22 protein-coding genes, 2 tRNA genes and 2 pseudogenes are annotated in these 25,444 nt (G+C 34.8%); 6 read left to right on the top strand and 20 right to left on the bottom strand.

What is annotated here, in order from left to right:
* Nucleotides 1-16: 16 nt before the first annotated feature.
* The 3 genes from istA to CLOCL_RS01705 form a co-directional block, all read right to left on the bottom strand.
* Nucleotides 17-1,468, bottom strand: a complete 1,452-nt coding sequence (istA, locus tag CLOCL_RS01715) for an IS21 family transposase (protein ID WP_081467081.1) — start codon at nucleotides 1,466-1,468, stop codon at nucleotides 17-19.
* Nucleotides 1,469-1,670: 202 nt separating this feature from the next.
* Nucleotides 1,671-2,105, bottom strand: a complete 435-nt coding sequence (locus CLOCL_RS01710) for a GNAT family N-acetyltransferase (protein ID WP_014253720.1) — start codon at nucleotides 2,103-2,105, stop codon at nucleotides 1,671-1,673.
* A 296-nt stretch (nucleotides 2,106-2,401) separates the two neighbouring features.
* Nucleotides 2,402-3,262, bottom strand: a complete 861-nt coding sequence (locus tag CLOCL_RS01705) for a hypothetical protein (protein ID WP_014253719.1) — start codon at nucleotides 3,260-3,262, stop codon at nucleotides 2,402-2,404.
* A gap of 389 nt (nucleotides 3,263-3,651) precedes the next feature.
* Here CLOCL_RS01705 and CLOCL_RS23615 point away from each other — a divergent pair, with 389 nt between their 5' ends.
* Nucleotides 3,652-6,108, top strand: a complete 2,457-nt coding sequence (locus CLOCL_RS23615) for a cellulase family glycosylhydrolase (RefSeq protein WP_014253718.1) — start codon at nucleotides 3,652-3,654, stop codon at nucleotides 6,106-6,108.
* A gap of 294 nt (nucleotides 6,109-6,402) precedes the next feature.
* Nucleotides 6,403-6,931, top strand: a pseudogene (locus CLOCL_RS21395) (DUF4240 domain-containing protein).
* A 679-nt stretch (nucleotides 6,932-7,610) separates the two neighbouring features.
* On the opposite strand, the gene CLOCL_RS01690 reads toward CLOCL_RS21395, so the two are convergent.
* The 4 genes and pseudogenes from CLOCL_RS01690 to tnpA (CLOCL_RS01675) form a co-directional block, all read right to left on the bottom strand.
* Complete coding sequence (locus CLOCL_RS01690) at nucleotides 7,611-7,895, bottom strand: hypothetical protein (protein WP_014253716.1); 285 nt, start codon at nucleotides 7,893-7,895, stop codon at nucleotides 7,611-7,613.
* Nucleotides 7,892-9,501: pseudogene (tnpC, locus tag CLOCL_RS01685) on the bottom strand (IS66 family transposase). Before tnpC ends, CLOCL_RS01690 begins: the two are co-directional and overlap by 4 nt.
* Nucleotides 9,502-9,565: 64 nt before the next feature.
* On the bottom strand, nucleotides 9,566-9,919 hold the full coding sequence (tnpB, locus tag CLOCL_RS01680; RefSeq protein ID WP_014253715.1) for an IS66 family insertion sequence element accessory protein TnpB: 354 nt from the start codon (nucleotides 9,917-9,919) through the stop codon (nucleotides 9,566-9,568).
* Nucleotides 9,916-10,269: an IS66 family insertion sequence element accessory protein TnpA gene (gene tnpA / locus CLOCL_RS01675; protein ID WP_014253714.1), complete on the bottom strand. Its 354-nt coding sequence runs from the start codon at nucleotides 10,267-10,269 to the stop codon at nucleotides 9,916-9,918. Before tnpA (CLOCL_RS01675) ends, tnpB begins: the two co-directional genes overlap by 4 nt.
* Nucleotides 10,270-10,900: 631 nt before the next feature.
* On the opposite strand from tnpA (CLOCL_RS01675), the gene CLOCL_RS01670 reads away from it, so the two are divergent.
* Nucleotides 10,901-12,118 carry an IS256 family transposase gene (locus CLOCL_RS01670; RefSeq protein WP_014253713.1) on the top strand — a complete coding sequence of 406 codons (1,218 nt, stop codon included), beginning with the start codon at nucleotides 10,901-10,903 and terminating at the stop codon, nucleotides 12,116-12,118.
* 339 nt (nucleotides 12,119-12,457) lie between these two features.
* Here CLOCL_RS01670 and CLOCL_RS01665 read toward each other — a convergent pair whose 3' ends face one another.
* Nucleotides 12,458-13,528 carry an IS30 family transposase gene (locus CLOCL_RS01665; protein WP_014253712.1) on the bottom strand — a complete coding sequence of 357 codons (1,071 nt, stop codon included), beginning with the start codon at nucleotides 13,526-13,528 and terminating at the stop codon, nucleotides 12,458-12,460.
* A 379-nt stretch (nucleotides 13,529-13,907) separates the two neighbouring features.
* Between CLOCL_RS01665 and trkA the strand changes: the two genes are divergently transcribed.
* Nucleotides 13,908-15,305, top strand: coding sequence for a Trk system potassium transporter TrkA (gene trkA / locus CLOCL_RS01660; protein WP_014253711.1), 1,398 nt, complete (start codon nucleotides 13,908-13,910; stop codon nucleotides 15,303-15,305).
* Between the two features lie 46 nt (nucleotides 15,306-15,351).
* Nucleotides 15,352-16,791, top strand: coding sequence for a TrkH family potassium uptake protein (locus CLOCL_RS01655; RefSeq protein WP_014253710.1), 1,440 nt, complete (start codon nucleotides 15,352-15,354; stop codon nucleotides 16,789-16,791).
* Between the two features lie 782 nt (nucleotides 16,792-17,573).
* Here the strand turns inward: CLOCL_RS01655 and tnpA (CLOCL_RS01650) are convergent.
* The 10 genes from tnpA (CLOCL_RS01650) to mazG form a co-directional block, all read right to left on the bottom strand.
* Entirely contained in the window at nucleotides 17,574-18,029 is a 456-nt protein-coding gene (gene tnpA, locus CLOCL_RS01650) for an IS200/IS605 family transposase (protein WP_014253709.1), read from the bottom strand.
* A 190-nt stretch (nucleotides 18,030-18,219) separates the two neighbouring features.
* Nucleotides 18,220-18,296, bottom strand: a tRNA-Met gene (locus CLOCL_RS01645).
* 6 nt (nucleotides 18,297-18,302) lie between these two features.
* Nucleotides 18,303-18,391 (bottom strand) — tRNA-Leu (locus CLOCL_RS01640).
* A gap of 291 nt (nucleotides 18,392-18,682) precedes the next feature.
* Complete coding sequence (locus CLOCL_RS01635; protein ID WP_014253708.1) at nucleotides 18,683-19,111, bottom strand: S1 RNA-binding domain-containing protein; 429 nt, start codon at nucleotides 19,109-19,111, stop codon at nucleotides 18,683-18,685.
* Between the two features lie 90 nt (nucleotides 19,112-19,201).
* On the bottom strand, nucleotides 19,202-19,480 hold the full coding sequence (locus tag CLOCL_RS01630; protein ID WP_014253707.1) for an FtsB family cell division protein: 279 nt from the start codon (nucleotides 19,478-19,480) through the stop codon (nucleotides 19,202-19,204).
* A 180-nt stretch (nucleotides 19,481-19,660) separates the two neighbouring features.
* Nucleotides 19,661-20,170, bottom strand: coding sequence for a spore cortex biosynthesis protein YabQ (gene yabQ, locus CLOCL_RS01625; RefSeq protein ID WP_014253706.1), 510 nt, complete (start codon nucleotides 20,168-20,170; stop codon nucleotides 19,661-19,663).
* 222 nt (nucleotides 20,171-20,392) lie between these two features.
* Nucleotides 20,393-20,686 carry a sporulation protein YabP gene (gene yabP, locus CLOCL_RS01620; protein ID WP_014253705.1) on the bottom strand — a complete coding sequence of 98 codons (294 nt, stop codon included), beginning with the start codon at nucleotides 20,684-20,686 and terminating at the stop codon, nucleotides 20,393-20,395.
* Between the two features lie 294 nt (nucleotides 20,687-20,980).
* A complete protein-coding gene (locus CLOCL_RS01615) occupies nucleotides 20,981-21,220 on the bottom strand; it encodes an RNA-binding S4 domain-containing protein (protein WP_014253704.1) in 240 nt (79 codons plus the stop codon).
* Nucleotides 21,221-21,472: 252 nt separating this feature from the next.
* The gene (locus CLOCL_RS01610; RefSeq protein ID WP_014253703.1) at nucleotides 21,473-21,751 is read right to left on the bottom strand and encodes an HU family DNA-binding protein; all 279 of its coding nucleotides are present in this window, start codon (nucleotides 21,749-21,751) and stop codon (nucleotides 21,473-21,475) included.
* A gap of 147 nt (nucleotides 21,752-21,898) precedes the next feature.
* Entirely contained in the window at nucleotides 21,899-22,699 is an 801-nt protein-coding gene (gene mazG / locus CLOCL_RS01605) for a nucleoside triphosphate pyrophosphohydrolase (protein WP_014253702.1), read from the bottom strand.
* Nucleotides 22,700-23,123: 424 nt separating this feature from the next.
* Between mazG and CLOCL_RS01600 the strand changes: the two genes are divergently transcribed.
* The gene (locus CLOCL_RS01600) at nucleotides 23,124-23,495 is read left to right on the top strand and encodes a L,D-transpeptidase (RefSeq protein ID WP_014253701.1); all 372 of its coding nucleotides are present in this window, start codon (nucleotides 23,124-23,126) and stop codon (nucleotides 23,493-23,495) included.
* A gap of 105 nt (nucleotides 23,496-23,600) precedes the next feature.
* Here CLOCL_RS01600 and spoVT read toward each other — a convergent pair whose 3' ends face one another.
* Nucleotides 23,601-24,155, bottom strand: a complete 555-nt coding sequence (gene spoVT, locus CLOCL_RS01595) for a stage V sporulation protein T (RefSeq protein ID WP_014253700.1) — start codon at nucleotides 24,153-24,155, stop codon at nucleotides 23,601-23,603.
* Nucleotides 24,156-24,354: 199 nt separating this feature from the next.
* Nucleotides 24,355-25,431: a peptidylprolyl isomerase gene (locus tag CLOCL_RS01590; RefSeq protein WP_014253699.1), complete on the bottom strand. Its 1,077-nt coding sequence runs from the start codon at nucleotides 25,429-25,431 to the stop codon at nucleotides 24,355-24,357.
* Nucleotides 25,432-25,444: the final 13 nt, after the last annotated feature.

The raw sequence follows: 25,444 nt of genomic DNA, 5'->3' as shown, positions 1-25,444 counted from the left end.
CTTTTTTTACCTCATCTCAATTTAGAAGTTTTGAATACTCTGATAATGGCCTTGATAAAAAGGTTTCTTCAGAGTTAATATATGTTTGGTTTGTTTCTACAGGCAGCGAATCAATTCCCTGTTCACAAATTCGTTTTACCGTTTTATATTTCAGTGCATTGTACATATATGCCCTATGGCAGGCATTATCAATAGTTGCATTGTCATACTTTTTCCTTAAGGAAATTATTCCTGCAATAGCTCGATAGTTATATTTTGTGCCTACCTGCTCTAAGAATTTCTCAAAAAATATAGCTGCATGTTTTCCAATTTCACTCATTTTCTCTCGATATCTTGACTTTATCTCATTAGCCGTGATATTTTTATAATCAGGATAATGATTTTTATCTGTGAAGAATTTGCCCTTTTCATTCTTTTCTACGGGATGAAGGGCTATTTCTTTATCCTTATATACTGCCTTAAGTAGATTATCTATGATAACAATATCAACCTCCTCACCAATGTATGCATACGGTACAGAATAGTAGTTCCCCCTATATGAGATGTGACAGTTTGGCATCACAGTTGCCGAAGTTATTTCAGATATGTTGTATTCTTCCGTAGGAAGAGGGAGAAGTTTTTCTTTTTCATACGAATTGAATTCTTCAGATGGAACTTTTTTTGTTGTACCGTGTATTCTAACATTAGCTATAGTCTCAAGCCACTCCATTAAAAACGCTTTGGCTTCATCAATATCTTTAAATTCTCGTGCTTTAAAGCAGTTATCCTTCACATATTTTATATTTGATTCTACCTTTCCCTTATCAGTAGGTGTTGCTACCCTACATGGTTCGGGAGAAAATCCATAATGAGAAGCAAATGCTGCATAATTCCTTTGGACAACAGGTTCATAAAAGTCGGCTTCCAATACAGCTGCTTTAAGATTATCGATTTTTATATTCTGTGGTACTCCTCCAAAATATCTAAAAGCTTTTTTATGACAATCTATGAATGTTGAAATACTCTGATCAAATACAATTTGAACATACATATATCTGGAATAGCTGAGTTCCATTACAAAAACCCAAGCCTTTTTGTACTTGCCGTCCGGAAGTTTAATAGTGCCAATATATCCAAAGTCCACTTGTGCCTCTTCACCGGGAAGACTGTGTAGTACCATATATGCTTTAGGTGGAGATTTTTTTATTTTAGCAACATATTTTTTTACAGTGTCATAACTACCCTGAAATCCAAATTCTCGCACTAAATCCTGATATATTCTTATTGCTTTTAAGTCTTTAGTTACTTGTATCTGAATATATTCCTTATATGGATCAAGTATTGAGCAAGTTTCTTTTCTTTCAACAATTCCTTTCTCATTAAGTTCATTAAGAACCCGTCTTACGGTCTTTCTGTCAATTTCAAGTATTTTTGCAATTTGTGTCTTGTTATATCCTTTTTTTGATAAAGTTTGTATTGTTGTATGCATCGCTACCCCCAACATTATTATCGACTCCCACTTATATAATTAACATTATGTTAATCTACAAGCAGAAGTTTGTGAATAGGTGGGGAATTTTCTTTCCCGAAACCGGGTAATTTAATTTTACCACTGACACAGTATGGTTTATATTTAAAACTGTTATCCACTATCCTAAATCTTATATATACCCGCCTTTTTACAAAACTTTTCACTTCAGCTTTTTCTTAAATCCCTTATGCGTATCGGGATCATACCCTAAAGAGGCATAAAAACTGCAGGCATCATCTCTATTTGTTTCAGTCACAAGAATAATCAGAGTACAATTCAAATCCATTGCCTGTTTTTCAATTTCCTGAATTACTGCTCTGCCAACGCCCTTTCTTCTATATTTTTCATCAACTATCATGTTTTCAATCACCATAAAGGGCTCACATTTACCATACAAATCTTCACAAATAATCCCCATAACTGAGCCAATCAATTCTCCATTTTCAACAGCACTTAATAAAATATGTGTATTACTTTTTTGTAATTTTTCAAACTGCTTAATCATAGTCTCTACACAAGAATCCTCATTCCAAAATTGCTTATAGAGCAAAGCTAATTTTGGAATATCCTCTACAGTCATCTTACGTATCAGCATTTTCTCACTCCACTGACGTACTAACTCGTTTCACTATAATAGCCTATTGCCGCTTCAAGTAATTGCACTTAGCAAATGTATCATCAACTTTGTATATTAATATAATCCTTTGCTCACTTCTCCTTACCACCTCTAATATAAAGATCCAACCCAATTAAAGTTAAACTCATTTCAAATAATCATCCATGTCGTCACCAGTAAAATACATTATATTTCAAAAACCCGGTTCAAAAACACATTATAATTGTTCCTTCATCTCTTAAAAATCTATTATAATTCTATATTTATTATCATTTTTAAAAGAAACTATGTTTTAAAGACCTATTCCATTCCATAAGATAGTTATAAACATGTTGGTCAATAATCAAATCTTTTACCACCATCTTCTCCTCTGCCTTCAATTTACCTCTCAGGCTTCTTGTAATTTTAATTGTTGATACAGAAATCAAATAAAATTCTTTACATTGTGTACAGTGTTTAAGAACAACTCTAGTTAATTGAAAATCAAATTTTCCTGCCTTCCCCAAAAGTGTTAACGCTGAAAAATCACCTTGTTCCAACTTAATTTTAAGTTCCTCAATATCATCAACAAAATTCAAACCTGCAAGAGTTTCATTCTTCATCCATCTATCACATCTTTCGCAAAAAGCTTTGTCTTTTATAAAGCGTATGGATATAATTACAGAAGTTGCTACAATAAGCACTCCATCAATAAGATAAAGTGAAAATATTATCATATTATAGCTATATGTGCTCCCAATATAGTTCATTATGTAGAATATTTTTACCGGATTTAAAATTAAAAACTGACCTTTTGACTCTATAAATATCCAAAAAACCAACTGGCAATACTCTGCAAACAGCCCAAATAAAACAGCAGCAAAACCAATTATAAATGTACTCCTAATCTTCCCCACTTTTCCGCCTATACAAACCAGCGCTCCAATACCAGTCCCTAAAACTACAGTCAGGAGAATATGTACATAAAGATATTCAGTATAATAGACGACATAACTGTAAATTAAGCTTAAAATTACTGTACCTAAAATTCCCATTGATATAAAAATTATAAGCCCGATAGGAGTAATTTTTTTTGAATACTTATAATATTTATGCCCAATATCTGTGCTTGTTGAAGTATAGTTAACATTCTCCACAATTTATCTTCTCCTTTTCATTTTTTAATTTAAACCAATAATATTTTATAAAAATATTCTTTACAAATAAATCCCTAATAGGTAAAAGTTCGTAATCTTTTCTTTTAAAAATATTCAACTATTATATAAGGGTATCTTCTCTTTTGTATATATGCTGTAATATTATTCATTAACCGTTATCACAATGGTTACATTTGAATTGGCATGTTAAATGATGTAAAATGTATTTAAGGAGTATTTTTTGAAAAAATCGGAGATTGGAGGAATGCCTTTTAAAAATTTTGTAACTGTTTGTAGTATATTATTAAGTTTTTCAAAGGGGGAATAGAAAAAACAAGTCATCCATATTTGATTTTTTAATTTTATATTTTTTCTAGGGAGGTTGTATAATGTATATCAAGCAGTTTATCAGAAAACAAGCATTGTTATTTTCCTTAATTCTCGTAATCACATCCCTTTTGGGCAGCATCAATGTTTTCGCATCCACTGCTTATACAGGAATGCGGGACATATCTGCCTTGGAGTTAACAAGAGAAATGAGAGTCGGATGGAACTTAGGTAACACATTAGATGCCTTTTCATCCTCTGCAAGCGGTTTGGATACAGAAACTTGCTGGGGAAATCCCAAAACAACCAAAGCCATGATTGATAAAATAAAAGAAATGGGTTTCAATACCGTTCGAATCCCTGTAACCTGGTCAGGTCATGTTGGTCCTGCTCCAAACTACACTATTGATTCGGCATGGTTAGACAGAGTGGAAGAAGTGGTAAACTATGTCCTTGATAACGACATGTACGCCATCATTAACCTTCACCACGAAGAAAGCTCCTGGCTTATCCCTACCTATTCAAATCAACAAAATGTCACAGCCCAGCTTACAAAGCTTTGGGAACAGATAGCAAATAGGTTTAAAAATTATAGCGACTACTTAATCTTCGAAACAATGAATGAACCCAGAGTTGTTGGTTCACCTAATGAATGGACAGGCGGTACATACGAAAACCGTGCAGTAATAAACAGCCTTAACGCAGCTGCTGTTAACACCATCAGATCTACCGGCGGAAATAATGCGAAAAGATTTATAATGATACCAACCCATGCTGCATCCTCAATAACTGAGGCTATGAACGACCTTGTTATACCAAACAACGACAGCAGAGTTATTGTGTCTATACATATGTACTCACCATATTATTTTGCCATGGTGGCAAACGCTACAGCAACATGGGGTTCAAATTCCGACAAAGCTTCTCTTTCCAGTGAGCTTGATGCCATTTACAATAAGTTCATTAAGAACGGAAGAGCTGTAGTTATAGGTGAGTTTGGAACAATTGATAAAAACAATTTATCCTCTAGAGTTGCTCATGCAGAATACTATGCTTCTGAGGCAAGAAAAAGAGGTATTCCTGTTATATGGTGGGACAACGGATATTATGGTCCCGGCAATGGCGACAGTTATGCCATATTTAACAGAAGAGCACTTACATGGTATTATCCTGAAATTGCTCAGGCCCTTGTAAGAGCTTCGGGCTATACTGGTCCAACTACCACTCCTACAACCATAATTACACCTACTCCTACAGCAACACCTGTTCCTACACCAACAACATCCTATGTATATGGTGATGTAGATGGAAATGATATTGTCAACTCCATTGACTATGCATATATAAAACAATATTTATTGGGGATGATTACCGAATTCCCCGGAGCTAACGGCATGCATAATGCCGATGTGGATGGAAGCGGAAGTATTAATTCTATTGATTTTGCATATGTAAAGCAATATCTATTAGGTATGATATCCAAATTCCCGGCTGAAGAAAATGCATCAGCAACTCCGACACCCGGCTCCAATGCTACTCCCGGTATTTTATATAACGGAAGATTCAGCACTTCTAACCCGGCAGGACCTATTTGCGCATGGTCCGGTTCCAACGTTGAACTTAACTTCTACGGAACTGAAGTTAGTGCCACCATCAGATCTACAGGCGAAAACTGGTTCCAGGCTTTCATAGACGGCGTTGGACAAACTCCGTTTTGTGTTAATAACACCACATTAACAGTAAAACTGGCAAGTGGACTTTCAGAGGGAAATCACCATCTTCTTTTGTGGAAAAGGACAGAAGCTTCGCAAGGTGAGGCACAGTTCCTTGGATTTGATTTCGGTTCGGGAAAACTTTTAAATCCGCCTGCTCCAAAGGAAAGAAAAATAGAATTTATCGGTGATTCCATAACATGTGCCTATGGAAATGAAGGCTTGAGCAAGGAACAGAGTTTCACTCCCAAGAATGAGAACAGCTATATGTCTTATGCAGCAATCACTGCACGTAATTTGAATGCAAGTGCAAACTTAATTGCCTGGTCGGGAATAGGAGTTTGCAGAAACTACGGCGGTGCTGCCGGACCTCTCATGGGTGAACGCTATCTGTATACATTGCCATACAGCAATGTTAAATGGGACTTTAAAAACTATATACCCCAGGTAGTTGTTATTAACCTCGGTACAAATGATTACTCCACCGCTATTCCCGATAATGCTACATTTATAAATGCATATAGAGATCTTCTTTCAACTGTCCGTTCCAATTACCCTGATGCACATATTTTCTGCGCTGTTGGCCCTATGCTTTGGGGAACAGGTTTGGAAGTATGCCGCAATAATATCAAATCCATTGTAAATTCACTTAATCAGACAGGTGATTCAAAGGTATATTTCATTGAGTTCCCGCAGCAAGATGGAAGTAACGGATACGGAGAAGATTGGCATCCAAGTATTAAAACTCATGAATTGATGGCTGAACAGCTTACCAAAGCAATACAAGAAAAGCTCGGATGGTATTAATAACACGCTATAATGCTCACAAATGTTTCCGTTAATGCTACTCAAAAATTGGTTCTTTACAAAGCTAGTTGAGACACAATAATTTTGTAATCCCAAATTCTCTATCTTTCATGATCAGAATTAGTTTTTCAACTAGCTCTGGAAAGAGCCAAATTTTTTATTTACATTTGCACCTACATATTCACAATTTAGCTGTTATCAAAACGAGATGAATTCATGAACGAAAAAGAAGTTCCCGTTTATGAGATGGGAACAATGAGCTTTAAGACATTATGAAATGAAGAATCTTCTAACATGGATAACAAAATGTTCTTGGAAATGATTTCGAACAGTAAAAAAATCAGTAAGAATGATTCATCAAAGTTTTTAAAAATACTTACAAGTGAAATTTCCAAACTGCCGGAAGAAGACATTTTTGAATTTGAAAAAATACTTATTCATTATTTGGCTCGTTCATATACATCTGGAATTATGGGCAGTAGCATATATCATCAATGGCGGATGTTCAGAGGATGGATTTGATTATTTTCGGGCCTGGTTGACATCACAAGGGAAGGTAATATATGAAAATGCAATAAAGGATCCCCAAAACCTGGCTAATGTTATTCGGGAAGATCAAGCAAGAGAAGTTGAGTTTGAAGAATTCCTTAATGTTTGTGCAGACGCTTATAAGATGAAAACTGATAAAGATGATTTTTACGAAAATTTTGAAAAAGCGAAGTATTCGGAAATAGAAAATTGTCCTGAAATAGAACTTAACTGGAATGAAGATTATAGTTCATTGAAAGAAATGTTCCCCAAGCTGGTTCAAAAGTATTGGTAATATGTAAATTCACTGTTTTCTGCAAGGGTTTAATCTATATCATAAACTTGTTAAATATATCACAACCTATAAATGGCCAGCAAAAATGATCGAAAAATACATTGATATGTTCCTACGCGCAGCTGCCAAAAAAATAGACCGCAGGCAACTGCTAATACTACTCTGAAATTGGTTCTTTTTAAAGTTAGCTGAATAACCTCATTTTTAGAGAAGTCAGGAATAGTCATAAATGAATTATTTTGTAGCGGAAAACTAGAACAAAAAGAAATAAAGGAATGTTGTCAATATTTTAAAAACAATTGGAAAGTAATAATAAAAGTAATGTAGATACAAGCGAATAATAAGAAAAGATAGTGGGATAAAGTAAGAAAGGCATAATAGCCGTATTAGCAGCAAGAATAAGCAGTAGACCAATGGGCTGGAGTATAGATAGATCAGGTAAATGTGCGATTAAGGGCATCTAAGGCAATTAAAGGGAAAGTGACAGATTTTATAAGGGAAAAAAAGTAAGAAGAGAGGTTATAAAAAATGACTAAGAAACTTATAAAGCAAAGTAAGCGTCAAACAGGCCCGCACATGAATGACACAATCATTAATAAAAATGGTTGGAAAAGTTTTGTAAATCGATAAAACTTTTTCAACCAAAACTTAATCTTTAATTTTTACAACCTATGTGCATCTAAATTAAGTTGGGTCTTTTTTCACCCAACCATTCATTGAAAGCATTGGCAATTTCCATTCTGAACTCTTCATCTGACAAACCAAGAGATGTTCCGAGTTCATATGCCTGATCCACAGTATAAGCAAATCTTTCTGCTAATTCGCTGTTCTCATTCTCCATATATGGAAAATGCTCTATTACATAACCAGAATAATCTATATCAAATAAATACCTCTCTATTCCCCCATTAATAAAATACGTGATAAATTTGATCATAAATATCGTATGTTTTCCAACTTTCATTCATCTTCCTCCCACGCATATTTCTCAGGCTCTGTTCTTTTGGATTGCGGTATAAACACCTTAGCAGGTATTTTCATTCTACCAGGCAGAAAATCAGCAAATGTGCTCACATAACCAGGCTTCCCTAGATTAGGGGCTTGACTAAATATCCATGACAAATATTCAAAAGGATTCAATCCATTCTCTTTTGCTGTTTCAACAAGACTGTAATACACCGCGCTCGTTCTCGCACCACCTGGCGTATTACTGAAAAGCCAATTCTTCCGTCCGATTACGAAAGGCTTTATACTTCGCTCTGCACGGTTATTTGATATCTCCAATCGTCCATCCAGTATATACCTCTCAAGATATTTTCGCTGGGACTGCGCATATTGTACTGCTTTACCCAGATGGGTTTTGGGTAGTACATTTAATTTTCTTATCCAATCATAAAATTCATCTATGATAGGCTTTGATTGCTTCTTTCTTCCTTCTAACCGGTTTTCCGGGCACAGCAATGCAAACTGTTTCTCTAAATGAAACAGTTTATCACAATATGTTACTCCCTTCGCTGCATTAGATGTTGCTTGCTTTTCTTTGGGCAGGGCTTCCATCGCTTCAAAAAACTTTCGCCGTACATGGGCCCAACAACCTATTACAGTAATTTTTTCGGGCAGCTTGTAATACCCGTTATATCCGTCTGCATGTAAATATCCACTAAATTCTTTTAGAAATTCCTCCGGATGTATATGTTTTCTGTCCGGCTGGTAGTCATAAAGTATTATCTGATGTTTTGCCTCCCCGCTCGTTCGGTACAGCCACATGTAACTCTTCGACTGTGCCGCCTTCCCTGGTTCTTTTAGCACCTGTACCACTGTTTCATCTGCATGCAGTACCTCATGCTCACACAGCCGTTTCTTCATCTCCTCATATATCGGTTCCAGCCAATTCTCACAGGCTTTTATCAACCAATTTGACATTGTCTGCCTTGATATCTCAATGCCATTTTGTTTCCATTCCTGCTCCTGACGATATAAGGGAGACCCCATCATGAATTTTTGTGTAGCTATATGGGCAATTGTCTCAGGAGATGCAAAACTTCCCTTTATGACCGGTTCCGGTATATCTGCCTTTACAATGGAAGTATGGTCGGATGTTTTTTCACAGTTCCGGCATGAATAAACATGCCTAATATGACGCACTATTACCGCTTTTGCCGGAATAATCTTCAACTCATCACGAGTTTCCTTTCCCATTGTATGCAATTCACTACCGCATTCCTGGCAAATACATCCCTTTTCGGGTAACTTGTGCTCTATTACCTCCACCGGTAAATCTTCAGGAAGTTTATCTGTTGTTAGACGTGTTCTCTTACGGTAATGAGCTTTTACTTCTATCCTTTCTTGCTCGGTAATAGCTAAATTATGAGTCTCTTCCTCTTCATTATTAAAAAGATTGATTTGCTCAATCTTTGTTTGTTCGCCAAGATAACACCGAATTGTTTACGCTTTGAAAGGCGTATTTGTTCCATGAACCATTGGACTTGCTGTTCCAACTCGGCAATCCTGCGATCCTTTTCTTCAATTATACCAAGTAATTTTTCTACTGAAATTTCTTGTCTCTTCATGGGATAATATTACCATAAAAATTACATTAAATCCAGCTTTTTGATCCTTTTTTTGAATTTCTTCTTACGAAATTTGACGCTCTAAAACTTCCTTTCTCCTGAGCTTTTTCTCTAATCTGGCACTATCAATAAGACAAGCTAATTCGTTTACATCAAGAAGCATTGTGGTTGAATCTTCTTCTGTTGGCCAGCGAAATCGCCCTCGTTCTAGCCTCTTAAAGTACAGCCAAAACCCATCTCCATCCCATTCAAGGATTTTTATCCTGTTTCTATTTCTGTTACAGAACACAAACAGTGCATTCATAAACGGATCAAGTGAGAAACTTTCTTGTACCAGTGTTATTAATCCGTTGATAGATTTCCTCATATCCGTTAATCTTCCGCAAAGATACACTGGTTTTTCATTCCATCTTATCATAACGACATCAACACCTGGCAAACTTTTTTCAATAATTCTAAGTCTGTTTCCGTATTTACAGTGACATTACAGCCATTAATTTTAATTTCCAGTGTAGCTTTTGCAGGGTACACCGGTTTCGATGCAAGCTGCATCCATCCACTTGGTACTTCGATTTTGGGTTCTTTTACTTCTTCAACTACTGTACACTTTGCTTCACTGACTTTCTTTTGCCAATAGTAGTATGTAGCTTTGCTTACTCCATTCGTTCGGCAAAACTCTTTGATACTTTGCCCACTTTCAAGCCGGTTTTGTATTAATTGTGCCCACCTAGATAATTGTTGTTCAGTTGTTACTTTTTCCATGTCCATACAATCACTCCGTTTATTCTTTTTTACAGTGATTGTATCAACTATGCAACCATTTTACTATGTGATGATCTATTTGACGGTTACGAATAAGCAGTAGACCAATGGGCTGGAGTATAGATAGATCAGGTAAATGTGCGATTAAGGGCATCTAAGGCAATTAAAGGGAAAGTGACAGATTTTATAAGGGAAAAAAAGTAAGAAGAGAGGTTATAAAAAATGACTAAGAAACTTATAAAGCAAACGCAAAAAGGGTCAAATACTACTGCAAGATGAAAAATTGGCAACCTTGAAATATTATTAATAACAGGAAAATACATTGGAAATACAAAGTGCTAAAAATTGTTGCTAAAGATACATCAACAGTACGGTATCAAAACTATTTCCTACAGTAAATTTTTAAATTGCAATATTAAATGCAACACCTATAGTAGAAATCATTTTTTGTTTAGGTGGTAAATCCACAATATTATCCTTAAGCCCTTCTTGGTTATTTATTTGAGCGAATGCAGAGGGATGTCAAGGGTTGCCGTCAGGCAAGACGAGAGGATGTAAAAAAATTTGTGTATAGATGATTGAATGTTCTCCTTCTTGGCAAGGATTAATAATAATAAAAGCTAAGGAGGAGAACTTTATGTCAACGTTAACAAAAGAACAAATCAAACAATTAGTTCGGGAAAATAATTTCCAAAGTGTATCTGATATTAATGAATATCTTAAAGACATTTTTAAAGATATAATACAAGAACTTTTAGAAGCAGAACTTGAAGCAAAATTAGGATATGCTAAAGATGATGCAGAAAATAAAAAAACTGATAATAGTCGTAACGGTTATACGCCTAAAAAAATAAAAAGTGAGTTTGGAGAAATTGATATACAAGTACCAAGAGATCGTAAAGGCGAATTTCAACCTAAAATTATTCCTAAATATCAACGTAATGTTTCTGGAATTGAAGAAAAAGTTATAGCTTTATATGCAAGAGGAATGTCTACAAGGGATATCAGTCAACAAATTGAAGAACTTTATGGTTTTAGCCTATCAGCAGAGATGGTTAGTAAGATTACTGATAGAATTGCTCCAGAGATTAAGGAATGGCAACAAAGACCTCTTGAACCTATATACTCTTTTGTTTTTATGGATGCAATACACTATAAAGTTAAGGATGACGGAAGAATAATAAACAGGGCAGCTTATGTTGTTCTAGGTGTTACTATTGATGGATATAAGGATATTTTAGGGATCTGGATTGGTGACAATGAATCCTCAAAGTTTTGGCTTGGTGTACTGAATGACCTTAAAAATAGAGGAGTACAGGATGTTTTAATTTTTTGTGTTGATGGACTTACCGGACTTAAGGAAGCCATAAATGCTGCATATCCAAAATCTGAAGTGCAGCGTTGCATAATACATCAGCTGAGAAATTCTTTTAAGTATGTGCCATACAAAGACCTAAAAGCATTTAGTAATGATTTCAAAGAAGTATATCATGCTATTAATGAAGAAATAGCATTAGAAAAACTTTATGAACTTAAAGAAAAGTGGGGAAAGGAATATCCTTTTGCAATACGTAGTTGGGAAAATAACTGGGATGTTATAAGTCCATTTTTCAAATTTCCAGAAGAAATACGAAAAATAATTTATACTACAAATATAATTGAAGGACTACATCGTCAGTTTCGTAAGGTCACAAAAACAAAAACAATATTTCCAACAGACAGTTCACTAGAAAAGATTTTATATTTAGCATCAATGAATGTAGTAAAAAAATGGACACAACGTTACAAAAACTGGGATAGAGTACTTAGCCAATTGGTAATCCAATATCCAGGTAGGCTGGAAGAGTATATTTAAGAGCATTCACCCCCACCGCCCTCAAGGGCTCATCCTCATCGCCGGATGGGCTAGACCTCACAAAATTAAAAATATAGGTTTAAAAGGCTAATACTGACCATTATAAATGATTATTGCCAGATTTAATCAAGTTTATGTATAAAACTTAACAAATCCGGCAATAATATACAATGGAAAGGCAATAAAAAACAATATTCTGTAAACCTTGTCAACTAAAATTTACTTGCTAAAGAAGGATTACATAAATTATGATACACAAAATTACTTACATTCCCCAAGACGAAGTCTTTACCCTTGACTCCCCTCAAATGAGCTCTATAATTCACATGAAAGAAGGGCTTAAGCTGTTTTTGATGTATCATCATTAACTATTTTAAACAGCTCTTCATTAAAGCATTCTTCAGGCGTTTTATAATCTAATATCTTGCGTGGAAGATTATTTAACCAGTCTTGTATACGTTTTATTGTTGTCGCTGTAAAATCTCTTATTGCTTTCCCTTTAGGTATAAAACGCCGTATAAGACCATTATGACGTTCATTAGTACCTCTTTCCCATGAGGAATAAGGATGTGCATAGTATACTTCTATCCCTAATGGTTGTAATATTTCTGTCAATCTACTAAATTCTGAACCATTGTCTGCTGTAATAGTACGAAATATGTTACAAAACTGTTCTCCATAGAAATTCTTTAGTTCCAAAAGTGCCTTGTTAACAGCATTACTATCTCTTGCTTCTAAAAGAAACAGCAGTTCATAGCGTGTCTTTCGTTCTGTTAATGTTAAAATAACTGTATCGCTAGATTTTCTCCCTATGATTGTAGCAATTTCCCAATGTCCAAAAGTCTGCCGTAGTTGCACATCTTCTGGCCTTTGATCGATGCTTTTTCCCAGAATACGTTTATTCTGACGGTCTCTTCTTACTTTTGGTTTTATTCGAAGTTTAAGGTTTAAATCAATATTTCGTACTTTCAGCAGCCCTTGATCTATATAATTATATAAGGTTTTAGTACATACAATAGTAGAATGCATCCACTTAGAATTCACTATACATGAGCCAACTACGGCATCTGGTGACCATTTTTCATATAGTATTTTTTCTTCTGCAAATTTTATGAAATCTTCAACTCTAGCTAATTTACACTTTGCACCGCAATTCAAACGATTTTTTTCATAAGCTATCTGCCCACTTTCAGCAAAATACTTTCTATACGTCGTTAAATCATGCCTCATTTGAATCGTTGTACCTCTTTTAATCTCACGACTGATCGTACTTGGTGAACGACCTAGCATTTTAGCAATATAGCGTTGTGATTTCCCTTCCTTAATGAAAGCTTCAATTTGTCCACGTTCATAAACATTTAGGTGTTTAAATTTACGTTTAGTTGTGTTATTATTAGTTTTGATAACCATAGTTGAGAACCTCCTGCATGTTTGGATTGGACACCTAAATCATACATGATTTCTCACTATGGTTGTTAATTTTTTTACTACATTTTACCTGTTGCATTTAATTTTACAATTAACCCCTACAGTAAATTGACACAATTAAATTTAATTACTTTCTTTACTTTTTATTGCTCATATAATATTATATATAAATGAATTTAATCACGTTTTTCGAGCAGATCAATCCTTGAAGGTATTTTAGCTTTAGGGTAAGATCTTCTTTTGTGAAGTTTTTACCCTTTATTATTTCTAACAATGAACTGTACGGAAATTTTGGACGGGCTGCAGCCTTTGAGGGAAAATAATTGAAAGACTTAGATTTCGGAGAGGGAGATAATGCAATATGAAGATTATCGTTGTTGGATGCGGAAAGATCGGCTATACGATAGCAAAGGTCTTATCTGAAAAGGAAGACATCCATGTAACGGTCGTAGACAATAATCCAAATATTTTTAATAAAGCAGTTGAACCAATTGATGTAATATTCATTTCAGGTAATGGTGCAAATGAAAAGACGCTAATTGAGGCCGGTGCCAAAGATGCGGATTTAATTGTAAGTACAACGAATGCTGATGAATTAAATGTCTTGTGCTGTATTATGGCAGAGCGTCTTGGAACAAAGCATTCGATAGCAAGAGTGCGAAATCCTGAATATATGCTGGAATATAATAAGCTTTGGAAAGACCTTGGTATTGATATGGTCATTAATCCTGAGAGGCAAACGGCAAGAGAGATTTCAAGGATTTTGAGATACCGTGCTGCTGACGATATAGTTACATTTATAGGAGACCGAGTAGAATTGGTTTCTTTTAAAGTATCTGAAACACCGGAATATTTCGTTGGCAAGAGCGTATCTCAGGTTTTTGACAGTAATATGGGAATCCTTCTTGCCATCGTTGAAAGGGAAAACCAAGCGTTAATTCCAAATGGAGATTTTATTTTTAAGGAATCCGACATTATCTGGATAATGGGGCGCCCGTCTCAAATTATGAAGTTCTTCACCCTTATAAAAAGAAGGTCTAAAAAAGCACAGGAAATTATGGTCATAGGTGGAGGAAAAATAACACATTACCTTGTTGAACTTTTAAACAGACATACGACGAAAGCAAATATAAAAATCATAGAAAAAGACCGGAATAAATGCGAATCGTTGTGCGAAGCATTATCTTCCTCCTCCCTTGAACGGCACTGCCTGTTCATACATGGAGACGGAACGAATGAAGAGCTTCTCATCGATGAAGGAATCGACAGAATGGACGCATGTGTATGCCTGACGGACAGGGATGAAGAAAACGTTTTCATCTCCCTTTATGCCATGCGCAGGGGCGTAAAGAAGATTATCACAAAGATAAACTATATTCATCAGAATATGGCTAAAAACCTCGGTCTATGGTTAGGAAATATTATTACACCTCAAGACATAACGGCGAAAACCGTTATCCGCTATGTTGACGGACTGAGTGGGGCGGTTGGACGAAATATTATAACCGTGCACCAGATTTATTCCGGTGATGACGGGAATGTTGAAGCAATTGAAGTTCAAGTGAACAAAAAAGCAAAATGCATTGATATGCCTATAAAAAAATTAAGGCTGAAGAAAGGGATTTTAATAGGCTGTATAAGCAGGGACTTTGATGTTATTATTCCGTCTGGCGAAACACAGATTCGTATCGGTGACAGAGTTATTATTATTTCGAAAAATAATGATATTCGTGAACTAGATGATATTTTAGAGAGCTAGTCATTTTGACAAATACTATAAAAAATAAAAAAGAAGGTAGTGTGAAATGAATTACAAGCTCATTTTTAAGTTAATAGGAAATGTACTCAGGATAGAAGCATTATTCATGCTTTTCCCTCTTGCCGTTTCATTTATATATGGTGGTGGAGATCACCCGGCTTTTCTGTGGTCAATTTTAATATTAGCCGCAGCAGGTACAATATTAGCTAAGTTAAACCCAAAAAACAAAAATTTTAGAACAAGGGATGCCTTTGTTGTTGCCGGTTTTTCGTGGATTATGCTCTCTCTTTTCGGTGCGTTACCGTTTTATTTTTCCGGATATTTCAATAGTTTTATAGACTGTGTTTTTGAATCCATATCAGGTTTTTCGACTACTGGCTCTTCCGTCTTAACCAACGTTGAAGTGCTGCCGAAAGGAATATTGTTTTGGCGAAGCTTTTCTCATTGGATTGGCGGCATGGGTATCCTGGTGTTTATAATAGCGGTCATGCCGTCTATTAATGCGTCATCGGTTAATCTTTTAAGAGCGGAAAGCACGGGGCCGTCGCCTGATAAAATTGTACCCAAGATACGAGAGACAGCCAGAATCATGTATACGATTTATTTTGCAATGACTGTTATACTGATTATTCTCCTCAAAATAGCCGGTCTTTCGATTTTTGATTCATTCACCAATGCTTTTTCTGTTGCAGGAACAGGCGGCTTTTCAAATACGAATGCAAGCATCGGTGGATACAACAATATTGTTGCTGAGATCATTATGACTGTGTTTATGTTTTTGTTCGGAATTAATTTTTCACTATACTTTACCTTATTTGGCAGAAAATTTACAAAATTTGCAAACGACATTGAATTAAAGATATATTTGGGAATTGTAATAACAGCGATCCTCATCATTACCATCAATATTTCCGGGCTTTACAACGGAATTTGGGAAGCATTACGGCATTCTTCTTTTCAAGTTACATCCATCATATCGACAACAGGATTCGCAACCACAGATTTCAATCTTTGGCCTACTTTGAGCAAAAGTGTATTGATTTTTTTAATGTTTACAGGGTGCTGCGCTGGTTCCACCGGCGGCGGTATAAAACTTATAAGATTTATTATCCTTTTTAGAGCGGCTAAAGTCGAGCTGGGCAAAATCTTTCACCCCGGAAGCGTAAAAACTGTGTCGATTAACGGGAAGAAAGTAAGCAATGATATTGTATCAAAAACTGCTTTATTTTTCTTTATTTATTTTGCAATTTTCTTTGTTTCGCTTCTTCTCATATCCATTGAGAACAAGGATATCGTTTCGAGCGCAACAGCGGTAATTGCTTCATTGAGCAATGTAGGTCCGGGGCTCGGTATTGTCGGTCCGACAGGGAACTACGCTACATTTTCCTCTTTTTCAAAGATTGTTCTTTCGTTTTGCATGATCGCAGGACGATTGGAATTTTTCCCTTTGTTAGTTTTGTTCACTCCACATGCCTGGAAAAGATGATTGCTACAATAAAGTATGCGTACAGTGCTTTTATCATGTATATAAAAGAACAATTCATTTGAATAGAATATGATTGGTGAAGTTCGGTTAATAAAAAAGCTAAAAACGGTTTATAAGTTCCCATAGACCCAGACATCAATATTGACTATCCGAGGCATGGTGAGCGCATCGTCTTGATTATGGGGCTGAAAATTTTGATATTACTGGAATTGCCGGATTGTATTCAATTACTCTACCCGGCCGAAAGGGCAAAAATTCCGGACATTCATCTGTAGTACTTTCAAGTAAAGTAAGACAAATATTGCAGCAGTAATCAGCGAAATGTATTCTGCAACAGGTGTCCCCTAACCAACGCCATCGATTTCAAAGATGTGTGTTTGTATTATTCTAATTTTCACTTGATAAAAACATCCTGATTCATTCACCTATGCTTATAAGAAGTTCATTAAGAAATATGATTCTCAGGATATCGGGCTTCATAATCTAAGACATACCGCAGCAGCAATTTTGATTAACAACAGCCTCAATGTGAGAGAAGTAGCCACCGTTTCGGCTATGCAAGTACTAATGTTCATTAGGAATTTCCGTGTTCGTAGTAGTCAAAAACAATTTTTTATAGTTTACGTAATAAAACAATCATGACCACCCGTAAAACGGGTGGTTTGCTCAGCCCTATAAGGGCGTGTTACCGGCCAGCGCCTAAAGACGCTGGCTTTCACTTCGTTCAAGCCACTTTGCCTTTGTCACTTTTGCAGTCCCTAAAGGGACGAACTTATTACCAACTACCCCTTAAAGGGGTCTTCATACTCTTTCACACTTAACTTATCTATCATTATGTCATGTTTATATTGCTCTTGTATGTATTTCTTAATTGTTGCTTCATTTAGTCCTACTGTACTTACATAGTATCCTTCCGCCCAAAAGTGTCTGTTCCCAAACTTATATTTTAAGTTTGCATGTCTATCAAATATCATAAGTGCACTTTTCCCTTTCAAGTATCCCATAAAGCTTGATACACTCATTTTGGGTGGTATGCTTACTAACATATGTATATGGTCTGGCATCAAATGTCCTTCTATTATCTCGACTCCTTTATATTTGCATAGTTGTTTTATTATTTCCCTTATACTTTGTTTGTATTGATTATAAATTATTTTTCGTCTATACTTAGGTGTAAATACTATATGATATTTACACATCCATTTAGTTCGTGCTAAACTGTGTTCTTTGTTTGCCATTAAAATCACCTTTCCTTTTGTTATTATAGTAGCTTGAACAACTCTATTATAACGGAAAGGTGATTTTTTTGTATAACTCCTGTCTCGCACCCGCATAGCGGGTGGTTTTTTGATTCACACGCTTTGCGTGTGAATCAGGCTAAAGCCAATAACTAAACCCTGTAAGCTTTGTGCTTACAGGGTTTCTTTCTGGTTGCGGGGGGAGGATTTGAACCTCCGACCTTCGGGTTATGAGCCCGACGAGCTACCATACTGCTCCACCCCGCGATATATTGGTGCCGAAGACCGGAATCGAACCGGTACGGGATTTAAGTCCCGCAGGATTTTAAGTCCTGTGCGTCTGCCAGTTCCGCCACTTCGGCAGCTTACGTATCACTCATCCAAGCGACTTTTATATTATAATACATATCATTTACTATGTCAATATAATTTTCATGGTATTTTTTATGAAAAATCACATGTAAATTCTTTCTCTCAATTAGTATATGCTTATTTATTATTTTCAATTCAAATATGTTATTCAATTAAAGAAACGGATTTAACCTAAAAGACCAAATCCGTTTTTTATATATAAAAAACTGTATTAATCTATTTTACACGTATCTATTCAGTTACTACCAACTATAAAATCCTAATAAATGCCGTATCAAAAATCAGTATTGTGCAGACCTTCTGTATCCGCCTCCACCTCTTTTTGACTCGAAATTCTTCTTTAGGTCATAAAGCTTTTCGTCACTATCTTTTTTAAATTTAGAAATAAGTTCTTCAAAGGTCATATTCCTATTACTATTATTAGTACCATTCCAGTCAATTTCATCAGGTTTACTTGACTTCACAACGGGCTTTGGATCTAAAGCCTTCTTAATAGACAAGCTTATCTTCCCATTATTGTCTACAGAAATGATTTTAACTTTTACAATTTGATTTTCATTAAGATGTGCTTTTATGTCTTTTACGTATTCATCAGCGACTTCTGAGATGTGAACCAATCCTGTTTGACCATTAGCAAGTTGAACGAAAGCTCCAAAATTTGTGATGCCAGAAACCTTTCCTTCAACAATTTTACCTACCTCAACGAGCATAAATATAATAATCCTCCTGAATATATAAAGTAATATAATTATATAATATACACCGTTGTAAGTCAAGTATTAGCTATATATACAAATGTGTTAATTATTGACATCAATAAAGACCCTTTCACCGCGTTTTACCATACCTAATTTTTCCCTTGCTATTTTCTCAATATTTTCTTCAGAATTTACTTCTTCAGTTTGCCTTATAAGTCTCTCCCTATTCTCTTCTTCTGCTCTTATTTTGGCATTAAGTTCATCCAGTTGGGCCTTTTTTGCATAAAGTATTCCTTGCTGATTAATAAGCAAATACGTCAAGTATGCTAAGGCACCCAAAAAAAGTAAAGTTCCTAATTTAGACTTTTTTCTTTTGTTCATAGCGTTACTCTCCCTCAACAAAATACACTATACCTGTTTTCTATCTGAAAAGCAAATTCAAAAATTAGTGCCGCATATCTATGTCCAAAAAATATGCCTATAAAATTAATTCTACAGCTATTAGAAAAATCCTCCTATATCCTTCCTATAATATTTTATAAAAGGATAATATCTGTACACCTATATTTTTTTTATTATATTCTTAAATCTTTTTTTCCAGGTATAAAAACTGCTTAACTTGGCTTTAGTTATTCTATGTGCTTTTCCGAATACCATCCTTAGACCATTATAGATTATTTTGGCAGGTATTTTCAATATTCTAAACAAAACTTTAATTGGAAAGAATAAAATTATACACAAAGTTCTGAAAACTCTATATATCAATTTAAGTGTAAAGATAAATACTGTCATTATAATCCTGCTTAAGAGCAGCGAATAAAGTATAATACCTATCAAAGCACCTATAAACAGGTATCCTCTGATTTCTCCATCATTGCTTACGTAGACAACAGCAAAAAGTACAAGTGCTACCAAAATCCAATAAATAAAGTCCTCAAAATAAACAATTAAATTGCCTGCCTTTATAGTTTTCCTTCGTATTCTGAAAATATCATATATAAAGGCAATAATCATTCCCCCTAATACACACCATAAAAAAACATACGCTTGATTACCAACAGTAGGAAACAATTTTGATCACTTATCCTTTAGACTATTTCTGAAAATAGTAATTCAATATTTATGATATAATTTATGATACAAGGTCAATAAAATATAACCTTTACGCATTATCAATTATAAGGTTTTAAAATTATCTAAGACCATTTCAAAATAATCTCAATACACCTTTTATGGATTAAAACTCAAAAACAGATTTTTTGAAATGGCAGTTATGTTATTTCAGAACAGATTTTATCTGAACATTTTCGAAAAGAAACCCATTCCCCGAGATCTTGAGCTTTCACTGTCATTGTATTCGCAGCTTATTATATAGCCTTCAACACTAAGTTCAGAATTATCAATGCTTAATTTGTTAATATGTAAATCTTCACCGCATATTATGAGAAGACCTAACTCTGTTTCAATTTCCACTGTTTCATCGTCAAAACTTCTTACTTTGAGTACACCCGACACACTAAGCCTTTCTCTGTTCTCCAATATAATGTTTTGAGTTGTTTGTCTTGACAGCTTTTTATCTTCGTTCATTTTTACCCCTCCAGCATTTATAATATGCACTCAAAATATGTGGAATAAAATATACTTATAATATTTATGCCTGTACAAAACAAAAAATACCTATAAAAAAAGAATATCCCTTGACGGAATATTCTTTTTCAGTATTCTTTTATCTCTACAGCCATTTACAAAATATGTACAAACGTTTCGAAAAAAGATAATTTTCAAACTCCAAATTCCTATTGAGGTTAAATATAAATTAAATATATATCACCTATTGCAAAACCAACAGTGCAAATTCAAAAAGCTTAATCTGCAAGTTCTTTAGAGAACTTTATACATTTCTTTAGATTCTGCCTTTAAAACATGTTCACTTATAGAAGTAACTTCAACTCTGGTACTGCCATTCCCGAATTGAATTTCAATTATATCTCCCACCTTGACTTCCGACCCTGGCTTTGCAATCTTATCATTTATTTTTACTCTTCCCTGCTCACAGGCCTCATTGGCTAAAGTTCGTCTTTTAATTAGTCTCGATAATTTAAGGTATTTGTCTATCCTCATAAATATCCCCCCGTCTTATTGACAATCTTTATATAGTCATAAAACCAATCTAAATTTCATCTCACTTACTTCGTCATAATCTATTTTATAAAACCAAAAGGAGCTGTCGCAACAAATTTAACCACTTTATTATGAGCAAAATTTTAAAATTCGCCAGTAAACAGCTCAGTGGTTAAATATTCTTTGAAACAGCTCCATTTTACATAATATCTATAGGATAAATTTCCATAGATTCGCAGTTTTTAAATCATACTATTCTTTATTGACCAAATCTTTTAATCCTTTACCAACTCTAAAAATCGGAGCCTTTGTTGCAGGAATATTTATTTCCTCTTTTGTCTGTGGATTTCTACCCTTTCTTGCAGCTCTTTCTCTTACTTCAAATGTTCCGAAACCTACCAATTGAATTTTATCTCCATTAGCCAAAGCTTCTTCCACACTCTCTATGAAAGCATTAAGTGCCTTCTCCGCATCTTTCTTTGATAAATCAGCTTTTTCAGCAATACTTGCTACTAATTCAGTTTTGTTCATAGTTCCATCCTCCTAATAGTTATTTTATTTCTTAAGACATATAATTCCTAGCTTTTAATGGCCAATTGCATAAACTGTTTTAACAAGAAAGTTATTCATATTTTATATCTTACACCAATCTCCTCCTTATGTTTGTTTTTAAAGAAATTATTTCTTCGCACTCTCCTTATGTATTTTTGATTTGTTCCACAACTCATCCATCTCTTCCAGTGACATATCCTCCAGTTTTTTCCCTTCTTTCTTACTCTCAGTTTCAATATACTCAAACCTGCTGATGAATTTGTTAATAGAACTTGTTAAAGCAAGTTCTGGCTGTACTTTAAGAAATCTGGACAAATTCACGATGGAAAATAATACATCTCCCACTTCATCAGTTATTCTTTCCACATCTTTACTTTTATATACATCCTTTAATTCATTTATTTCTTCTTCCAGCTTTTTAAACACATCTTCGATATTATTCCAGTCAAAACCCACTTGTGCGGCTTTTTGTTGCACTTTATAACTTCTCATCAATGCCGGAAGATTTGAAGGCACATCTTTTAGGACATCTGTCTGGCTTTCAATTCCTTTCTCCTTCTTTTTAATCTCCTCCCAGTTTGTCAAAACTTCATCGGAAGTATCAGCTTTCGCTTCTCCAAAGACATGGGTGTGCCTTAATACCATTTTCCTGCAGATTCCCGTTATAACATCATCTATTGTAAAAGTTCCCTCTTCCTGTGCTATTTGGGCATGAAACACAATTTGCAGCAGCAAGTCCCCAAGTTCTTCACAAAGCCGCTTTTTGTCATTAAGATCAATTACCTCAAGAACCTCATAAGTTTCCTCGATCAAATACTTTTTAAGACTTTCATGAGTCTGTTCCCTGTCCCAGGGACAGCCATTTTCGCTTCTCAGCAACTTCATAATATCCACCAGGTCTGAGAATGTATATTTGTCCTTCAACATAAAACCAACTCCTCACCTATAAGTTTTTTAATTTTCACTTACAGAACCTAAAAAACGCCGGCCAGCCTTCAGAAAAGCGCATTGTCTTATTTTTTTCCTACAGAAATTAAGTTAAATTGCCATTTATCCAAAAAGTTTTGCAGTTAAATAAAAAAGCCAGCCTCAAAATGTTTTAAGCTTCATCTTTTATCCTGTTGAGAAATATTTCCGCACATAAGTTTATAATAAGTAATTATACCACTAAAAATCAAATAACATTAGCAGATATAGCATTTTCAAAATATTTTTATGGAACACACGCTAAAAAATCGGTTTAACTGAAAAAAACGTATTACACATTCTTAATGACTTGAATATTATATAGTATACATAATTTCTATATCCTGAGCAGCTACCGAATTCAAACTACAAGGAGGAATTCTCGATGTGTCCATATATATGTCCATTCATGTTAAGAGTCACCTATAAGATAGTGGTCAATACAAGCGCTCGAACATTAACCTTGTATAAGGACGGAAAGTGGTTTAAATCCTTTCCTGTTGCTGTTGGCAAACCATCCACCCCAACTCCTAAGGGGACTTTCCGCATAAAAAACAAAGCTGCCAATCCCGGCGGTCCCTTTGGCGCAAGATGGCTTGGGCTCAGTACAACATCCGGAAGTTATGGCATTCATGGAACCAATAACCCTTCGTCTATAGGGAAGGCTGTGTCAAACGGATGTATCAGAATGTATAATGACGATGTTATCTTTTTATACAATACCGTACCCGTTGGAACCATTGTTCAAATAATATAATTTTATAATTCATACAATATTTAAACATAAAAATAACAGGCACTTTTAAAGGCTACCTGTTATTTTTACAATACAAAGTTTTTTCTTGTTATTAAACTTTTGCATTTACTGTTCCATTTGTTTGCCTAAAAATCCAGCTGCAGTTTGTGCCAGTTTTGCTTCTAATTCTCCCATACGTACATTGGGGTCTGTAGATAAAAATATTACTGCACCAATAGGATCTCCCTCTGAAATTATCGGAGACACTACCTGTGATGTATACTTTTTCTCTCCATTTTCATCGGCTAAGATAGTAATAGTTTTTTCCTCAGGTGCTTTTATAACCAAAGTATTTTTCTCTTCTATAATTTTTTCCACTTCAGGACTTAACTGCTTTTCAAGAAATTCTTTTTTGGAAGCACCTGAAACAGCGATTATAGTATCTCTATCGGAAATACATGTAATATGACCGCTTGTCTTATGGAGTGATTCTGCGTACTGAGCAGCAAAATCACTTAACTCACCGATGGGTGAATATTTTTTTAATATAACTTCTCCTTCTCTATCAGTAAATATTTCGAGAGGATCTCCTTCTCTTATCCTCAATGTTCTTCTTATCTCTTTAGGAATAACTACCCTGCCCAAATCGTCTATTCTTCTGACTATTCCAGTAGCCTTCAATGTGTTTTACCTCCTTTTACAGTTTTTATAGTACAGTTTTATTATTAATTATTTATTGTTTTTTTATACATAACAGGTGAATTATGATAACTAAAAAAATTTTTTATAATTTTAAAGTGTGAAAAGTCAATCTTTTTTTACATATTGCCCATAATAGTCATAAAAAAAAGACCGAATTTTCGGTCTTTTTTGCTCTATATTACTTTTTTATATATGTTTTGTTATAAATACTATCGTTTTTTATAACATTAAACTCGGAATCATTTGCCCACTTCTCAAGTCTTTCCAAATACTTCTTGGTTTGAACAGCCTCTTTAACCGCATCCTTAACTTCATCATAGGTTGTTCTGCTTTCCACTTTTAATACAAAGTATGCTATATCAGATTCCAATAAATCGGCATCGCCAGGTTTATGGTCTAATACCCATTCTTTATAGCCGGGTATGGTTGACACAGTTTGGGCAGTAACCTCAAATAATCCTTTATTTTCTTGTACAGAGGGATCATCGGAATATTCCAGTGCCAGTTTTTCCGAATCTTCTCCAGCTTTTATCCTCTCCAAAACCTTTTTGGCTTTGTCCTTAATTTCTTCTTTCTCCTGAGCAGTATATTCTTTTTGTGTATTAAGATTCATTGTAGCGAACATTATTCTTCTTACTTTTACTTTATCAACTGTATTGGGACTTTCCTTATAGTATTCTTCCATTTCAGTTTCGGTTACATCAAAGGTGGGAAGTTCTTGCTCAACATACTTGTATATTAACCTTAAGTTCCTAAGAATTTTTTCATACTTATCATAACCTATATTATAGTCTTTCTTGAATGCTTCTTCTCCCTTTGCATCTCCACCATAGTTAGCAGCCATCTCTTGCTTGATTTGGTTTAGAATAGCCTTAGTTTCTTCGATTTCCTCTTTATTCAACTTCAGTCCCTTTTCCTTTGCCTTTATAAGTTGAATTTTATATTCCTTTGCGCTTTTGAGTGCTTGTTGTTTTGCGTATTCCCTTGCATCCATTCCTTCAATTTTTGTGTCCCAGAATGCTTTAAGTGCCGATTCACTTGTTCTATCCACATTAGCGTTTTGTTCCATTTCAACCATCGTGGAACCAATGAAAAATTTAAACTCATCAACCGTAATTTTTTCGCCCTTAATGGTAGCAACATAATTAGTTGCATTAATATAGCAAATCCACCCAACTACCCCTAATAACAACGCTATAACTGATACAATAGCTATAACATTATTCTTATTCACTTTTTTCTTTTTTGCCAACATACTCTCTCCTTAC

Origin of the sequence: Acetivibrio clariflavus DSM 19732 (genome assembly GCF_000237085.1) — a bacterium.
Taxonomy (GTDB): domain Bacteria; phylum Bacillota; class Clostridia; order Acetivibrionales; family Acetivibrionaceae; genus Acetivibrio; species Acetivibrio clariflavus.
Note: the sequence above shows the minus strand (reverse complement) of the source record. Positions and strands in the feature narration are given on the sequence as shown.

Coding starts and splice junctions, on each gene's coding strand:
- CLOCL_RS01610 (WP_014253703.1), bottom strand. CDS start 21,751: ATGAACAAAACTGAATTAGTAGCAAGTATTGCTGAAAAAGCTGATTTA.
- tnpA (WP_014253709.1), bottom strand. CDS start 18,029: ATGGCAAACAAAGAACACAGTTTAGCACGAACTAAATGGATGTGTAAA.
- CLOCL_RS01635 (WP_014253708.1), bottom strand. CDS start 19,111: ATGCTCGTTGAGGTAGGTAAAATTGTTGAAGGAAAGGTTTCTGGCATC.
- tnpA (WP_014253714.1), bottom strand. CDS start 10,269: ATGGACATGGAAAAAGTAACAACTGAACAACAATTATCTAGGTGGGCA.
- CLOCL_RS23615 (WP_014253718.1), top strand. CDS start 3,652: ATGTATATCAAGCAGTTTATCAGAAAACAAGCATTGTTATTTTCCTTA.
- CLOCL_RS01710 (WP_014253720.1), bottom strand. CDS start 2,105: ATGCTGATACGTAAGATGACTGTAGAGGATATTCCAAAATTAGCTTTG.
- CLOCL_RS01690 (WP_014253716.1), bottom strand. CDS start 7,895: ATGAAAGTTGGAAAACATACGATATTTATGATCAAATTTATCACGTAT.
- yabP (WP_014253705.1), bottom strand. CDS start 20,686: ATGAACGAAGATAAAAAGCTGTCAAGACAAACAACTCAAAACATTATA.
- istA (WP_081467081.1), bottom strand. CDS start 1,468: ATGCATACAACAATACAAACTTTATCAAAAAAAGGATATAACAAGACA.
- CLOCL_RS01655 (WP_014253710.1), top strand. CDS start 15,352: ATGAATTACAAGCTCATTTTTAAGTTAATAGGAAATGTACTCAGGATA.
- CLOCL_RS01615 (WP_014253704.1), bottom strand. CDS start 21,220: ATGAGGATAGACAAATACCTTAAATTATCGAGACTAATTAAAAGACGA.
- CLOCL_RS01670 (WP_014253713.1), top strand. CDS start 10,901: ATGTCAACGTTAACAAAAGAACAAATCAAACAATTAGTTCGGGAAAAT.
- trkA (WP_014253711.1), top strand. CDS start 13,908: ATGAAGATTATCGTTGTTGGATGCGGAAAGATCGGCTATACGATAGCA.
- CLOCL_RS01665 (WP_014253712.1), bottom strand. CDS start 13,528: ATGGTTATCAAAACTAATAATAACACAACTAAACGTAAATTTAAACAC.
- tnpB (WP_014253715.1), bottom strand. CDS start 9,919: ATGATAAGATGGAATGAAAAACCAGTGTATCTTTGCGGAAGATTAACG.
- CLOCL_RS01630 (WP_014253707.1), bottom strand. CDS start 19,480: ATGAACAAAAGAAAAAAGTCTAAATTAGGAACTTTACTTTTTTTGGGT.
- CLOCL_RS01600 (WP_014253701.1), top strand. CDS start 23,124: ATGTGTCCATATATATGTCCATTCATGTTAAGAGTCACCTATAAGATA.
- CLOCL_RS01590 (WP_014253699.1), bottom strand. CDS start 25,431: ATGTTGGCAAAAAAGAAAAAAGTGAATAAGAATAATGTTATAGCTATT.
- mazG (WP_014253702.1), bottom strand. CDS start 22,699: ATGTTGAAGGACAAATATACATTCTCAGACCTGGTGGATATTATGAAG.